We start from the raw sequence: 13,687 nt of genomic DNA on the forward strand, positions 1-13,687 counted from the left end.
AGGCACTCAGCTGCCGGCGTCGGTGACACCCTCGTAGAGTCCGACATCGTTGCCGTCGGGGTCACGGAAGATCGCCCACCAACTCGTCTCGGAGATGGGGTTCTTCTCCATCACGACCTCGCCGCCGGTCTCCTTCACCTTCGCGAGGGTCTGCTCGATCGAGTCGACCTCGACGTACGAGCGCGGCTGGGTGAAACCGTCACTGCGAGGCGCGAGGCCGCCGCCGCTGATCTTGTTGGGTGCCTGCCACATCGGGTAGCCCTCGTAGCCGGGCACTTCCGCGATCTGCCAGCCGAAGAGGTTGCCGTAGAACTCCGAGGCCTTCTTCGTGTCGGCCACCGGGATGTCGATGTGCGTGATGTCGCCGTGGGGCATGTCGATCCCTCCGCTGAATGGACGCGCCGGTCGGCGACGCCCGAGCCTGCCGGTCCAATGGTACGCGCTCCTTGCTGCGCCCGCTCTCATCATCGGTTCGTCGGTGATGCTGTTGTCCGGCGCGGACGCAGACGGTCAGGGCGGGAGCGTCCGGAACGCCGGGATGGTGCCGGTGGAGTTCGCGTTCGGCTGCCCGCTCTGGATCTACCTGTGCGCGTGTGCCCTGCGCGCACTGCTTCACCAGGACCGTCCGCTACACCCGTAGTCGATGAAGGCGGTCGCACCAACGGCCGCTGCACGGTCGGTCTACGGTGCTTCGGTGTCCACCTCGCTGCGCCTGACCGATCCCGCCGGACGACGGCTGCTCGCGACCGCGGTGACTGGTTCCGGGCTCGTGTTCCTCGACGGCACGGTCGCCAATGTCGCGCTCCCGCGGATCGGCACCGAGCTCGACGCCGAACTCGCCGGACTGCAGTGGGTGGTCAACGGCTACACGCTGGCGCTCGCCTCGCTCATCCTGGTCGGCGGGTCGCTGGGTGACCGACTCGGACGCAAACGTGTCTTCGGCTGGGGCACAGTCGGATTCGCGCTGGCGTCCGTCCTGGTGGCTGTTGCGCCGACGATCGAACTGCTGGTTGCCGCGCGCGTACTCCAAGGCGTGGCCGCAGCGCTTCTGACGCCCGGGAGTCTGGCGCTGCTGCAAGCCGGCTTCCATCCGGACGATCGGATGAAGGCCATCGGCGCCTGGACCGGGATGCTCGGCGTCGCCACCGCGGGCGGTCCGGTGCTCGGTGGCTGGCTGGTCGGGATCGACTGGCGAATCGCCTTCTGGGTCAACCTGCCGATCGCGGCGCTCGTGCACTGGCTGCTACGTACTGCTCCGGAATCCAGGGACGCCGAAGCCGCGGGCCGGTACGACGTCGCCGGTCTGCTGCTGGCACCAATCGCGCTCGCCGGAATCACCTGGGCGCTGACGGCATGGCCGGGGCAGGGCGCTCCCGCCGCAGCGGTGGTGGGTGTGGTCGCGGGGGTCGCGTTCGTGGTGGCGCAGCGGCACGGGTCCCACCCGATGACGCCGCCGCAGTTGTTCGCCAGTCGGGTGTTCACGGTGATCAACGTCGTCACGTTGTTCGTCTACGCGGCGCTCGCGGGAAGCATGTTCTTCCTCGCCGTCTACCTGCAGGTGACCGCCGGGTGGACGCCGCTCGAAGCCGGGGCCGCGACCGTTCCGGTGTCGGTCGTGATGCTGTTCCTCGCCTCCTGGTTCGGCGGGTACGCCACCAGGCACGGAGCTCGGACGCCGATGGTCGACGGCGCCCTGGTGCTCGCCGCCGGACTCGCACTGCTCGCCCTCGCCCCCGACCGACCGAACTTTCTGCTCCACATCCTTCCCGGCGTCCTGCTGCAGGGCTTCGGACTGTCGATGCTGGTCGCGCCACTCACCGGCACGGTGCTCGCCGCCGTTCCCGACAGCCGGTCCGGGGTCGCGTCCGGCATCAACAACGCGGTCTCGCGGACCGCGGGGCTCCTCGCGATCGCGGCGCTGCCACTCCTGGTCGGACTGTCCGGGGACGATTCCGCATCCCGCACCAGGTGGCGGACGCCTACCGCGCGTCGATGTGGTGGTGCGCCGGGTGGGTGCTCGTCGGCGCTGCACTGACGTTCGTCGGCTTGCGACCGGACAGGCAGCGCCGATGACGGATCCCGGCCGCTGTTGCGACCGGGATCCGTTACTACGGGTGTAGTCAGCAGTCACTGTCGGGCGCGTAGGCGAACCAACCTGCACCGCCCGGCTCTCCACCGAACCGTGCACGACCGTCGAGGTTCTGGATGCCGGGGAAGTACTCCTCCGGGACCTCGCCGTCGGAGTCGCGGATGTGCTCGTCACCGGCTCCGAGCAACGCACGGGTGACACCCTGGGAGGAGTCGAGCAGATCCGCCAGCGCGGATCGGACGTCGTCGGCAGAGACGGACGGCAAGGACGAATCCCGCTGTGCTGCAGTCAGAACACTGCGGCGAACGAGCTCCTTCAGGAAAGAAGCGGTGACGCCCTCGGTCGCTTCGCTGACCTCGTCCGCAAGTTTCGTCGTCACTTCCAGCGGTGCGTTCGCGGCATACAGGCGGAACAGTTGGGCGCGGGCCTGCGCGTCCGGGCGGTCGATGTGCACCGCCACATCGATACGTCCGGGACGCGCGACAAGCGCTTCTTCGAGAACTTCCACGCGGTTGGTCGTGAGCAGGAACATCAGGTCGCTGTCCGCGGCGGCGCCGTCCATCGCGTCGAGGAGTTCGAACAGGATCGGGTTGTCGCCAGAGCCGAACGAGCGATCCCTCGCGACCAGATCGACGTCCTCCAGGACGACGACCGCCGGGGCGAGTTTGCGGGCCATTTCCGTCGCCGGGCCGATCCCGTGCAGTGCGGCACCCTGCAGCAACAACCGCGTGTACCGGGGCAGCCGGCCGAGCAGGTAGCGGACGGTGTGCGTCTTGCCGGTGCCGGGCGGGCCGTACAGCAGGATGCCGCGCTTGAGGTGTTGGCCGGCCCGGCGCAGCGCCGCGCTGTGTGCTGCCACGTCGAGAGCCTGACCCTCGATCCGGCTCAGGATGTCGTCCGGGAGGATCAGTTGCTCACGGTCCATCGGTGTCGGGTCGAGGAAGTCCAACCGGATTCCGCCCATCGGCTGGGCGTGTGCCTGTACCAGCTGTCCGCGGTAGACGTTCAGTTCGTCGCGCAGGGCGTCGAGGGACGCGAACACGGCCTGCGCCTTCGCGACCGGAAGTCCCGCGATCTCCAGTTCGAGCACCGGCTCGTGCTCACCGGTCGTCACGAACAGTGCGTAATCGCCGTCGGCGTCGCTCACGAGCAGCAACGCCCGGGTGAAACACGCACGGGTGCTCGAAGGGCCGTCCGGCAGGTCGGTCATCGCCGGGGCCACGAGTTGAACCGGTGAACCGGTACCGGTGATGAGACCGGTGAGGTCTGCCGACCCGTAGTGCTTCGGCACGAAGATGCCGTGCACGTCGACCGTTCGTCCGTCCTGCTTCATCCATGCGTCCAACGCGACCTGCAGATTGACCTGCTCCATGAGCGGCAGATCGCGGCTGACGACCGACTGCGCGGCGCCGTCGCCGAGGCGCTGCTGCAGCATTCGTCGGATCTCGGTACGCGACTCGGTGGCGGCTCCGTTCTGGTGGACCCATTCCATGAATCGGTTTGCGTTCGTTGCCAGTTCGCGCATCGCGCGATCGCTGTCCCCCGTCATGGAAACACACTAGTGAGCGGCTCGGGTTCCTGCCGAGCAGTTTCGGCGACGGGTATGGAACGGGGGACGGGACCGTCCGGTCCCGTCCCCCGTCATCGACGAATGCTCAGGCGTAGCTGGTGGTCTGCTCGCCGGTGGCGATCGGGGCGGTGATGAGTTCTTCGGGAATGCCCATGCCGTCGACGAGGGTGTGCACGTGCGGACGCAGCTCCTTGCACAGGTCGTTGACCGCGGAGGTCACCGCGCGCGATCGGACGGTGTTGAGGCGTCCGTGCTCGAGGAACCATGCCTTGTCGTCCTCGATCGAGGACAGGGCGTAGAGCGAGAGCACCTGGGCCATGAGGTCCTTCGCCTCGCCGTCGGGCATCTGCTCCATCGACTCCAGCGCGTCCTCGAGGATGCACCGGTCGATGTGCGCGCGGGCTGCGAACAGCACGTGGTCCTGGGCGTCGTTGAACAGCTCGAAACCGTTCTCCTTGTTCGCTCGGCGCAGCCGCTCGCCGACGGTCTCGAGCGCGTGGTCGGCGCGCTGCTCGAACATCGACAGGTGCCAGCCGGAGTCGTCCATCGCGGACTCGTGACCCCGACCCTTGGCGATGTCACGCAGGCGCTGGATGCCGGCGCGGCCGGCGGTGCGCTCGACGAGGCCCTCGGCGACCTGCTTGGTGACCAGACCGGCGAGCTCGGCCATCGCGAGGTCGCCGAACATCTCCTTGTACTCGGTCAGCAGACCCTTGGCGACCAACTGCAGCAGGACGGTGTTGTCGCCCTCGAAGGTCGCGAAGACGTCCACGTCGGCCCGGGCCTGGGTGAGCTGGTTCTCGGAGATGAAACCGGCGCCACCACAGGCTTCGCGCGCCGCCTGCAGCGCGTCGACCGCGTGCCAGGTGCTGATCGCCTTGAGGCCGGCCGCGCGGGTTTCCAGCTCGCGGATCTCTTCCTTCACCGGCGCATCACCGTCGGCGCGGGTGTCACCGTGCAGTTCCTGCAGCGACTCGGTGATCGCGTTCTGCGCGAAGCTCAACGCGTACGCCTTGGCCAGGCGCGGGAACAGCTTGCGCTGGTGGGCCAGGTAGTCCAGGACGACGATCTCCTGGTCGTGGCCTGGCGCCTCGAACTGGCGGCGTCGTGCGCCGTACCGCAGCGCGATCGCCAAGCCCTTCTTCGCGGCGCTCGCGGCCCCGCCACCCACGCAGATGCGTCCGCGAACCAGGGTGCCGATCGTGGTGAAGAAGCGGGCATTCTCGTTCTCGATGTCGGACTGGTAGTTGCCCTCGTCGTCGATGTCGGCGAACTTGTTGAGCAGCGCCGAGCGGGGGATGCGGACGTTGTCGAACGCGAACGTGCCGTTGTCGACTCCGGGTAGGCCGCCCTTGACACCGTTGTCCTCGATCGTGACGCCGTCGACGACCTTGCCGGATTCGTCACGCACGTCCATCAGCACGGCATGGACGCCGTGCCCGACGAACTCATTGTTTGCCGGAGCGTCTGCGGGAGTGAGCAGTTGACCGAAGACGACAGCCATCCGGGCGTCCTTGGCGGCGTTGCCGATGTAGGTCTTGACCGAACTCGGGGTGGGGGAGTTGACGACGAGCTCGTTCGTCTCGGGGTCGAAGGTGATCGTGGTCTCCAGGCGCTGGACGTTGGAGCCGTGGCCGATCTCGGTCATCGCGAACGAGCCGAGGATCTTTGCGTCCATGATGTCGGTGAGCACCTCGTCGTGGTGGCGCTCGGTGCCCAGGCGCGACACCGCGCCGCCGAACAGGCCGAACTGGACGCCGAGTTTCACCAGCAACGACAGGTCGCCGTAACCCTGCATCTCGAACAGTGCGCACGATGCGCCGTAGTCGTAGGTGCCGCCGTACGCCTCCGGGAAGCCCACCCGGCCATGGCCCAGCGACGCCAACCGAACCAGCTGACTGGTCACCCGATCACGCTGAGCCTCAATGGATTCCCCGGGCGTGCCGAGCAGCATGTCGGGTTCGATCTGGTCGCGGAAGTCCTGCCGGACCTGCTGCCACGGACCGTCGAGGGCCTTGCGCAGTTCGAGTGCGATCGGGTCGTTCATGAAAGTGCTCCGTTCATTTCGAGGAGTCTCAGAGGGAAGACTTGGGGGCGGTGTCTTGCGGGGAGCCGAGGACGCCGGCAAGTCCGACGGACGCGAATTCGGCGAGGTGCTGGACGACGTCCGCCCGAGGGGGACGATCGGGGTCGGCGAGCCAGCGGTCAGCTGCTTCCCGCACGTAGCCGACAAGGGCGTGACCCCAGGTCGCGGCGGGGGCCGGGTCGCGATCAGCCGCGATCAATGCGGCGGAGAAGATCTCTGACAGGCGGCCCGCGATGGCGTCGGTCAGGCCGGCGACGGGGTCGGAGTCGGCGTCCAGATCGACCAGCGGACGCCGGACCACGAAGCGGTAGAGCTCCGGGTCGCTCTCGACGAGTGAGAGATAGCTGTCGATCACTGCGACGAGCACGGCATGCGGGTCACTGCTGCGCAGGGACGCCGGATCGTCGAGGTCGACACCGGTCGAGATGGCCTTGTCGAAGTCGTTGAGGATCAGCGAGTCGACCGCTTCGACGACGGCGAGATAGAGCCCGAGCCGGTCGCCCAGGTGGCGGTAGATGACGGTCTTGGAGGTGCCGGCGGTCGCTGCGATGTCGTCCATGCCCACGGTCGCACCGTGCTTGCGGATCGCCTTGATCGCCGATTCGACCAACTGACGACGCCGCTGGACGCGGTGCGTGGTCCAGCGGGTGTCGCGGCCGTCGAGGCGCTCGGTGTGCGAACTCATGATGCTTCGACAGTATCCGAAACTGGGCGTACCTGCTACTGTCGGTATCGGTAAATTTAGGCGAGTTCGACACTCGCCTCCTCGATCGAACCACGGGAGAGTCCTCCATGAGCCTCACCGCAGGCCCGCGTGACGTTTTCGTCCTCGGCGGCAACCGCATTCCGTTCGCCCGCTCGGGCGGCAAGTACCTGAAGGCCTCCAACCAGGACATGCTGACCGCCGTCATCGACGGCCTTGTCGCACGTTTGGGCCTGGGTGGCGAGCGCCTCGGTGAGGTCGCTGCCGGCGCCGTCATCAAGCACTCGCGCGACTTCAACCTGACCCGCGAGTGCGTGCTCGGTTCGCACCTCGACCCGACCACCCCTGCGTACGACGTCCAGCAGGCGTGCGGCACCGGTCTCCAGGCAGTTGTGTTGGTGGCCAACAAGATTGCGCTCGGTCAGATCGACTCCGGCATCGCCGGTGGTACCGACACCACCTCCGACGCACCGCTCGCGGTGAACGACAACCTGCGCAAGACGCTGATGAAGGCCAACTACGCCAAGACCCCGCAGCAGCGCATCCAGGCGCTGCTCAAGGTGCGCCCCAACCAGCTGACTCCGGAGCAGCCGAAGAACGGTGAGCCGCGTACCGGTCTGTCGATGGGTGACCACATGGCGATCACCGCCAAGGAGTGGGGCATCAGCCGCGAGGCGCAGGATGAACTGACGGTCAAGAGCCACCAGAACCTCGCCGCCGCCTACGACCGCGGGTTCTTCGACGACCTGGTCACCCCCTACCTCGGCGTCACTCGCGACAACAACCTGCGTCCGGACTCCTCGGTCGAGAAGCTCGCCACCCTCAAGCCGGTGTTCGGAAAGGGCGATGGGGCCACCATGACCGCCGGTAACTCCACCCCTCTCACCGACGGTGCGTCCGCGGTGCTGCTGGGGTCCAAGGAGTGGGCGGCCGAGCACAAGCTCACGCCGCTGGCGCGGTTCGTCGACGCAGAGACCGCTGCGGTCGACTACGTGCACGGCAACGAGGGTCTGCTGATGGCTCCGCCGTACGCCATCGCGCGACTGCTCGAGCGCAACAACCTCACCCTTCAGGACTTCGACTTCTACGAGATCCACGAGGCGTTCGCGTCCACCGTGCTGTGCCACCTGGCCGCCATGGAGGACCCGGAGTTCTGCAAGAACAAGCTCGGTCTCGACACCCCGCTGGGTTCGATCGACCGCAGCAAGCTCAACGTCAACGGTTCGTCGCTCGCGGCCGGCCACCCCTTCGCCGCCACCGGCGGACGCATCGTCGCCTCGCTGGCGAAGATGCTGCACGAGAAGGGGGAGGGTCGCGGCCTGATCTCCATCTGCGCTGCCGGTGGCCAGGGCGTCGTTGCGATTCTGGAGGCTGCCAAGTGAGCGGTATCGACGGTTACACCAAGTTCGTGAACGGCGGGTTCGGCAAGAAGATCGCCGGCACCGTGGGCCTACCGCAGCCGACCGTGTTGCGCCGCTACGCGGTCGGGCAGGAACTGATCGAGGGCCCGGCCGCGATCGCCGGCATCGGCGATGCTCCGGCGCTCGACGCCGTCCGCTCCGTCCTTTCGGATGCGGGTGCGAATGTCGTTGATGCGCAGTCCGACTCGGAGTACAACGAGAAGCTGTCCGCGGTCGTGTTCGACGCCACTGCGGCCCGCACGCTCGACCAGCTCCAGCAGCTGCGTGCCACCGTCGGACCGGCGATGAAGAAGCTCGGCAAGAACGGTCGCATCGTCGTCCTGTCCGCCGTGCCCGCCGAGGAGGCCGACGTCGAAGCAGCGGCCACTCAGCAGGCGCTCGAAGGCATCACCCGCAGCCTGGGCAAGGAGATGCGGGCCGGCGGCACCGCCAACCTGCTGCGCATCAGCCAGGACGCGTCCGACGAAGCTCTGAAGGGGCCGCTGCGGTTCTTCCTGTCCAGCCGTTCGGCCTATGTGTCCGGTCAGCCCGTCACGATCGGCGCCGGCGACGTGCCCACGATCGCTGATGTCCACGTCCCGCTCAAGGGTGAGGTCGCGGTGATCACCGGCGCTGCTCGCGGTATCGGCGCGGAGATCGCCAAGGTCTTCGCCCGTGCGGGCGCGAAGGTGATCGCGGTCGACATCCCGGCCGCGGGCGATTCGCTTGCGAAGGTCGCCAACTCCATCGGTGCGGTTGCGCTCCAACTCGACATCACCGCGCCAGATGCCGGTGAGCGCATCGCGAAGGCCGTGGCTCAGCACGCCGACAAACTGGACGTCATCGTCCACAACGCCGGTATCACCCGCGACAAGTTGTTCGTCAACACTGATGAAAACCGTTGGGGCTCAGTGCTGGACGTCAATCTGCAGTCGCAGTTCCGGATGAACAGGGTGCTGCTCGACCCCTCCGTCCAGGGCGGGCTCAAGGACGGCGGCCGCATCGTGTCCGTCGCATCCATCAGTGGCATCGGCGGCAACCGCGGCCAGTCGAACTACGCCGCGTCGAAGGCCGGTGTCATCGGAATGGTGCGCCAACTCGCCAAGGAGCTCGAGGGACGCAACATCACCGTCAATGCCGTCGCCCCCGGCTTCATCGAGACCGAGATGACCGCGAAGATCCCGATGGGGACCCGCGAGGTCGGCCGACGCCTCAACTCCCTGCTCCAGGGTGGCCAACCCGTCGACGTGGGCGAGGCCATCGCCTTCTTCGCCGAGCCCGCATCCGCCGGTGTCACCGGTCAGGTGCTGCGGGTCTGCGGCCAGTCCCAGCTGGGAGCATGAGTCCATGACGCGCACCATCGAGCTCGACGCCACCCCGACCCTCGGGCCGGTGCTGGCGAAGGCCGCGGCCACCGGGTTCGCCCGCAAGGGCCGCACGCTGCCTGACGTCCGCGTCGTCCAGCGCGGGGTGAAGGTCGACCAGGGCGCGCTCGCCGCCTACGACCAGGTGTGCGGCTTCCCGGTCACACACCTGCTGCCGGCGACCTACCTGCACGTGCTGGTGTTCCCGCTGCAGGTCACGCTCATGGCGGACAAGGAGTTCCCCTTCCCGCTGATGGGCAGCGTGCACCTGTCCAACACGATCACCCAGCACCGTCGGGTCGGAGCCCTCGAGGTGCTCGAGCTGGAGGTGGGCATCGAGAACCTCCGGCCACACTTCCGCGGCGCGCAGGCCGACCTCGTGTCCACGATCAAAGTGGGGGACGAGGTCGTCTGGGCCGAGACGTCCACCTACCTGTTCCGCGGGCAGAAAGTTCCGGGCGAGGTGCCGTCGAAGTCGGACGAGCCGGAGCCGGCCGACGGAGCGGGCGTCACCTGGGCGCTGACTGCCGACCTGGGACGCCGCTACGCCGCCGTCTCCGGTGACGTGAACCCGATCCACATGCATCCGTTGGCCGCGAAGGCGTTGGGCTTCCCGACGACCATCGTCCACGGCATGTGGAGCAAGTCGAAGATGCTCGCCGCCGTCGAGAACCGGCTGCCGGAGAAGTACACCGTCAGCGTCGAGTTCAAGAAGCCGGTGCTCATCCCCGGCAAGGTCCGCTTCATCGCGGACGAGGCCGAGAACGGCTGGGATCTGGTGCTTCGCGCGGCCCGCAAGGACACCGTGCACGCCGTCGGATCAGTGGTCGTGGAGCACATCGGGGAGCACGGGCCCGACTCGATTTCGTGAATCGAAGAGGTGTCCGGTAACCTCTTCGCTGCGCTACCGAACGGTTCGAAACGCAAGGTTTCGGCGGTCGGTGGAGGCAGGCCCCTATAGCTCAGTCGGTAGAGCGTCTCCATGGTAAGGAGAAGGTCAACGGTTCGATTCCGTTTGGGGGCTCTGGTCCACGTCAGGGCCTGGAATGATTTTCAGGCGAGACGTGTTCCCCAAGGCGGGGTAGCTCAGCTGGTTAGAGCGCACGACTCATAATCGTGAGGTCGCGGGATCGAGCCCCGCTCCCGCTACCAATCCCAAGTTAGTACCCACATTCATCGTTTCGAGAGCAGGTTGCCCCGTGGCTAGCAAGAGCGCAGACATCCGTCCCAAGATCACCTTGGCGTGCGTGGATTGCAAGGAGCGCAACTACATCACCAAGAAGAACCGCCGCAACAACCCCGACCGGGTCGAGCTGGCCAAGTTCTGCCCGCGCTGCGGCAAGCACACCGCGCACCGCGAGACGCGCTGATTGCATCCGCGGCTCCTTCGCAGTTCGAGACCCCCTGGCGCTTGCGCCCGGGGGTCTCGTGCGCTCTGACGGGGTCGGACGCGGTGACCGCACCCTGTTTCGCGTATCACAGGTGCGCGTCCACGAAGATACCTGTACTATCGGCGCGGGGGGTTGTGACTTACTGCAAACCCTCGTGTAAGTGGGCCCGCGCGGGGCTTGCTGGCACTGCTCGGCCACGGTGACTTCGGCTTCGGCCGGCGAACCCGAATCACCGCGCGGAAACTTCGGGAAAGTTCAGGGGATAACAACATGGCTGACACTCGTACACCCGGTCGCTCGATCTCACGACGCACGCTCGCCAAGGGGGCCGGGTGGAGCGTCCCGACCGTTGCCCTCGCGTCCGCTGCGCCGGCGCTGGCCAGCTCCCTCCAGACGCCGCCCACCTTCAAGTTGAACGGCTACTGCAAGAGCCCGGGCAAGAGCTGCAAGACCTTCCCGAAGGGGTATGAGTTCCGGTTCACCGTGTGCAACAACTCGCCGGTGCCGATCTGGATCCACGGCGTCAGCTACACGACGGTTGGCACAAACCTCACCCTGATTCACGCTAGTCCGAGCTTGCCGATCGCGCTGGATGCGAACGAATGCCGCAACGTCGCCTTCCGTGCCGACAGCAGCAACAGTGCAAACCAGGAGTTCGACTTCACGATGACGATCATCTGGAACCACTCGTCGTCGCCGACCGGTGACCCCAATACGCACTTGCCGTACACGACGCCAACCTTCAATATCCCCGGCACTCCGCCCGACTGCGCCTGCCCCGGCGGGAAGGTGGCAGAGGTGAGCGCCTCGAGCAACACGTCGTCGACTTCGAGCAGTAGCTCGTCGTCCGTTGCCACGTCGGCCGCGTCAGACTCGCCCAGCGCACCGGCCTCGACCCAGGCGCCCGCTCCGGCGGCCCCGGCCTCGCAGGCGCCGACGAGCACCGCGGCTCCCTCGGCTTCCTGAGCCACCCGAACCACGCCCCACCCGAAGGGCACCGGCCACGGCCGGTGTCCTTTGGCGTCCCCAGAGCGTTCGCGGCGATTGTCGTGACCGGGCGATAGGGTCGGCTTCATGCCGGTCAACCCCGAAGTCGAAGGCCGCACCTACCCGGCCATCCCGACCTACTCCGTGTCCCGCACGAAGATCGCCGAGTTCGCCGCCGCCGTCGGCGCCAAGGACCCCGTCCACACCGATGTCGAGCACGCCCGTTCGCTCGGCTACGCCGATGTCGTCGCGCCGCCGACCTTCGCGGTCATCGTGGCGCAGCGGGCCGAAGCCGCCGCGATCGTCGATCCCGACGCGGGTATCGATTTCAGCCGACTGGTTCATGGCGAAGAAGGCTTCACCCATCACCGCCCGTTGGTGGCCGGTGACGAGATCACCGCTGCAACGACCGTCGACCGGGTGCGGTCGGCGGGCGGGCACTCGATGGTGACCTTGAAGACCGCGATCACGACGACCGAGGGTGACCCCGTCTGCGACGTGAACTGTGTCGTCGTGATTCGAGGTGAAGCGTGATGCCCCGGATTTCCGAACTCGCCGTCGGCGACTCGATAGGCAGCACCGAGATCGCCGTCGACCGCGCGACCTTCGTCCGTTACGCCGGCGCGTCCGGTGACTTCAACCCGATCCACTGGGACGAGAAGTTCGCGACCTCGGTCGGCCTGCCGAGCGTGATCGGCCACGGCATGTGGACGATGGGCGCCGCGGTCTCGCTGGTCGGCGAATGGGTGGGCGACCCGGGACGAGTCCTCGAGTACAGCGTGCGCTTCAGCGCACCGGTCGTCGTCGAGTACGACTCGGCCACCCCGCTCGCGGTGACCGGCACGATCAAGAAGATCGACGGCGACCGCGTCACGGTCGAACTCACCGCCACCCAGGGCGGGACGAAGGTGCTCAGCCGCGCGCTGGCCACCGTCGACCTGAGCGAGCGCTGATGCAGGAGGCACACGACGTCGCGCTCGCGACGCTCACCACCATGCGCGTCGGTGGGCCGGCGCGCCGGCTGGTCACTGCGGAATCCATCGACGACATCGTCGATGCCGTGCGTGAGGTCGACGACGCCGACGAACCCCTGCTCATCGTCTCGGGGGGCTCGAACCTCGTGATCAGCGACGACGGTTTCGCCGGCACGGTCGTCCACATCGCCAACAGCGGTATCCAGGTCGAGTCGAGCGACTCCTGTGGGGGCGCGATGGTTCGGGTCGCAGCGGGGGAGAACTGGGACGAGTTCGTCGCGCGTGCGTGCGCCGAGGGCTGGTCGGGCATCGAAGCCCTCTCCGGCATTCCCGGTCTGGCCGGCGCGACGCCGGTGCAGAACGTCGGCGCGTACGGACAAGAGGTCGCGCAGACGGTCGCCCAGGTGCGCACTTTCGACCGCGACACCCAGCAGATCCGCACCTTCACCAACCAGCGCTGCGACTTCACCTACCGGCACTCTGTCTTCAAGCAGACCGGACGCTTCGTCGTCCTCGACGTGCTCTTCCAGTTGACGGTTGCCGACCTGTCGCAGCCGGTCGCGTACGCCGACCTGGCCGCCCAGCTCGGGGTCGACCAGGGCACTCGGGTGTCGCTCGCCGATGCACGCGAGGCCGTGCTGGCCCAGCGCCGCAAGCGCGGCATGGTGCTGGACACGTCCGATCACGACACCTGGTCCTGTGGTTCGTTCTTCACCAACCCGATCCTGTCCCCGAAACGGTTCGCGGAGCTGGAGAAGCGCGCCGCAGAGCGGCTCGGTGCCGACGGCCCGAAGCCGCCGCAGTTCCCGGCCCCCGACGGCATGGTCAAGACGAGCGCGGCATGGCTGATCGACAAGGGCGGCTTCGGCAAGGGCTTCGGGATGCCCGGCCCCGCTGCGCTGTCGACCAAGCACACGCTCGCGGTGACCAACCGCGGGAAGGCGACTGCTCGCGACGTCGCCGAGTTGGCACGCACGGTGCGCGACGGCGTCCGGGAGGCGTTCGGCGTGGAACTGGTCAACGAACCCGTCTTCGTCGGCCACGACCTCTGACCCGAGAGTCCGCAGAACTCGCGCGTCACCGCGGCCAGCTTGCGGACATTCAGCAGCGGGTGTCCGCAGAA

Annotated in this window: 14 protein-coding genes and 2 tRNA genes; 11 read left to right on the top strand and 5 right to left on the bottom strand. The window is 67.4% G+C overall.

Translation table 11 applies throughout. From position 1 onward, the window contains the following. Positions 1-6: 6 nt before the first annotated feature. Complete coding sequence (locus MF407_RS02285; RefSeq protein WP_239701122.1) at positions 7-375, bottom strand: VOC family protein; 369 nt, start codon at positions 373-375, stop codon at positions 7-9. On the opposite strand from MF407_RS02285, the gene MF407_RS02290 reads away from it, so the two are divergent. Beyond that, positions 374-640 carry a hypothetical protein gene (locus MF407_RS02290; RefSeq protein ID WP_239701123.1) on the top strand — a complete coding sequence of 89 codons (267 nt, stop codon included), beginning with the start codon at positions 374-376 and terminating at the stop codon, positions 638-640. The genes MF407_RS02285 and MF407_RS02290 overlap by 2 nt on opposite strands. A gap of 54 nt (positions 641-694) precedes the next feature. Then, entirely contained in the window at positions 695-2,035 is a 1,341-nt protein-coding gene (locus MF407_RS02295; RefSeq protein WP_239701125.1) for an MFS transporter, read from the top strand. 85 nt (positions 2,036-2,120) lie between these two features. Here MF407_RS02295 and MF407_RS02300 read toward each other — a convergent pair whose 3' ends face one another. From MF407_RS02300 to MF407_RS02310, 3 genes are all read right to left on the bottom strand, one after another. Then, entirely contained in the window at positions 2,121-3,638 is a 1,518-nt protein-coding gene (locus tag MF407_RS02300) for an AAA family ATPase (RefSeq protein ID WP_239701128.1), read from the bottom strand. A gap of 106 nt (positions 3,639-3,744) precedes the next feature. After that, complete coding sequence (locus MF407_RS02305) at positions 3,745-5,706, bottom strand: acyl-CoA dehydrogenase (RefSeq protein WP_239701130.1); 1,962 nt, start codon at positions 5,704-5,706, stop codon at positions 3,745-3,747. 28 nt (positions 5,707-5,734) lie between these two features. Next, positions 5,735-6,430 carry a TetR/AcrR family transcriptional regulator gene (locus MF407_RS02310; protein ID WP_239701132.1) on the bottom strand — a complete coding sequence of 232 codons (696 nt, stop codon included), beginning with the start codon at positions 6,428-6,430 and terminating at the stop codon, positions 5,735-5,737. A 107-nt stretch (positions 6,431-6,537) separates the two neighbouring features. On the opposite strand from MF407_RS02310, the gene MF407_RS02315 reads away from it, so the two are divergent. From MF407_RS02315 to rpmG, 6 genes are all read left to right on the top strand, one after another. Further along, entirely contained in the window at positions 6,538-7,830 is a 1,293-nt protein-coding gene (locus MF407_RS02315; protein WP_239701135.1) for an acetyl-CoA C-acetyltransferase, read from the top strand. After that, positions 7,827-9,191, top strand: a complete 1,365-nt coding sequence (locus tag MF407_RS02320; RefSeq protein ID WP_345770817.1) for a 3-oxoacyl-ACP reductase — start codon at positions 7,827-7,829, stop codon at positions 9,189-9,191. The genes MF407_RS02315 and MF407_RS02320 overlap by 4 nt, the downstream gene beginning before the upstream one ends. A gap of 4 nt (positions 9,192-9,195) precedes the next feature. Then, positions 9,196-10,083: a MaoC/PaaZ C-terminal domain-containing protein gene (locus tag MF407_RS02325; RefSeq protein ID WP_239701137.1), complete on the top strand. Its 888-nt coding sequence runs from the start codon at positions 9,196-9,198 to the stop codon at positions 10,081-10,083. 80 nt (positions 10,084-10,163) lie between these two features. Further along, positions 10,164-10,236 (top strand) — tRNA-Thr (locus MF407_RS02330). 51 nt (positions 10,237-10,287) lie between these two features. After that, positions 10,288-10,364 (top strand) — tRNA-Met (locus MF407_RS02335). A gap of 47 nt (positions 10,365-10,411) precedes the next feature. Further along, a complete protein-coding gene (gene rpmG, locus MF407_RS02340) occupies positions 10,412-10,582 on the top strand; it encodes a 50S ribosomal protein L33 (RefSeq protein ID WP_141929217.1) in 171 nt (56 codons plus the stop codon). A gap of 581 nt (positions 10,583-11,163) precedes the next feature. Here the strand turns inward: rpmG and MF407_RS02345 are convergent. After that, positions 11,164-11,679, bottom strand: coding sequence for a hypothetical protein (locus MF407_RS02345; RefSeq protein ID WP_239701138.1), 516 nt, complete (start codon positions 11,677-11,679; stop codon positions 11,164-11,166). Between MF407_RS02345 and MF407_RS02350 the strand changes: the two genes are divergently transcribed. Genes MF407_RS02350 through MF407_RS02360 form a run of 3 tightly spaced genes read left to right on the top strand, consistent with a single transcriptional unit; the run spans position 11,678 to position 13,616 of the window. Continuing rightward, positions 11,678-12,124 carry a MaoC family dehydratase N-terminal domain-containing protein gene (locus MF407_RS02350; RefSeq protein ID WP_239701139.1) on the top strand — a complete coding sequence of 149 codons (447 nt, stop codon included), beginning with the start codon at positions 11,678-11,680 and terminating at the stop codon, positions 12,122-12,124. The genes MF407_RS02345 and MF407_RS02350 overlap by 2 nt on opposite strands. Then, positions 12,124-12,543 (top strand): MaoC/PaaZ C-terminal domain-containing protein, encoded by a 420-nt coding sequence (locus MF407_RS02355; protein WP_239701140.1) that lies wholly within the window; start codon positions 12,124-12,126, stop codon positions 12,541-12,543. The genes MF407_RS02350 and MF407_RS02355 overlap by 1 nt, the downstream gene beginning before the upstream one ends. After that, on the top strand, positions 12,543-13,616 hold the full coding sequence (locus tag MF407_RS02360) for a UDP-N-acetylmuramate dehydrogenase (protein WP_239701141.1): 1,074 nt from the start codon (positions 12,543-12,545) through the stop codon (positions 13,614-13,616). Before MF407_RS02355 ends, MF407_RS02360 begins: the two co-directional genes overlap by 1 nt. Positions 13,617-13,687 lie beyond the last annotated feature (71 nt).

Origin of the sequence: Yimella sp. NH-Cas1 (assembly GCF_022359705.1) — a bacterium.
Lineage (GTDB): Bacteria > Actinomycetota > Actinomycetes > Actinomycetales > Dermatophilaceae > Yimella > Yimella lutea.

Coding starts and splice junctions, on each gene's coding strand:
- MF407_RS02285 (WP_239701122.1), bottom strand. CDS start 375: ATGCCCCACGGCGACATCACGCACATCGACATCCCGGTGGCCGACACG.
- MF407_RS02350 (WP_239701139.1), top strand. CDS start 11,678: ATGCCGGTCAACCCCGAAGTCGAAGGCCGCACCTACCCGGCCATCCCG.
- MF407_RS02310 (WP_239701132.1), bottom strand. CDS start 6,430: ATGAGTTCGCACACCGAGCGCCTCGACGGCCGCGACACCCGCTGGACC.
- MF407_RS02345 (WP_239701138.1), bottom strand. CDS start 11,679: ATGAAGCCGACCCTATCGCCCGGTCACGACAATCGCCGCGAACGCTCT.
- MF407_RS02300 (WP_239701128.1), bottom strand. CDS start 3,638: ATGACGGGGGACAGCGATCGCGCGATGCGCGAACTGGCAACGAACGCA.
- MF407_RS02315 (WP_239701135.1), top strand. CDS start 6,538: ATGAGCCTCACCGCAGGCCCGCGTGACGTTTTCGTCCTCGGCGGCAAC.
- MF407_RS02290 (WP_239701123.1), top strand. CDS start 374: ATGTCGATCCCTCCGCTGAATGGACGCGCCGGTCGGCGACGCCCGAGC.
- MF407_RS02325 (WP_239701137.1), top strand. CDS start 9,196: ATGACGCGCACCATCGAGCTCGACGCCACCCCGACCCTCGGGCCGGTG.
- MF407_RS02360 (WP_239701141.1), top strand. CDS start 12,543: ATGCAGGAGGCACACGACGTCGCGCTCGCGACGCTCACCACCATGCGC.
- MF407_RS02355 (WP_239701140.1), top strand. CDS start 12,124: ATGCCCCGGATTTCCGAACTCGCCGTCGGCGACTCGATAGGCAGCACC.
- MF407_RS02305 (WP_239701130.1), bottom strand. CDS start 5,706: ATGAACGACCCGATCGCACTCGAACTGCGCAAGGCCCTCGACGGTCCG.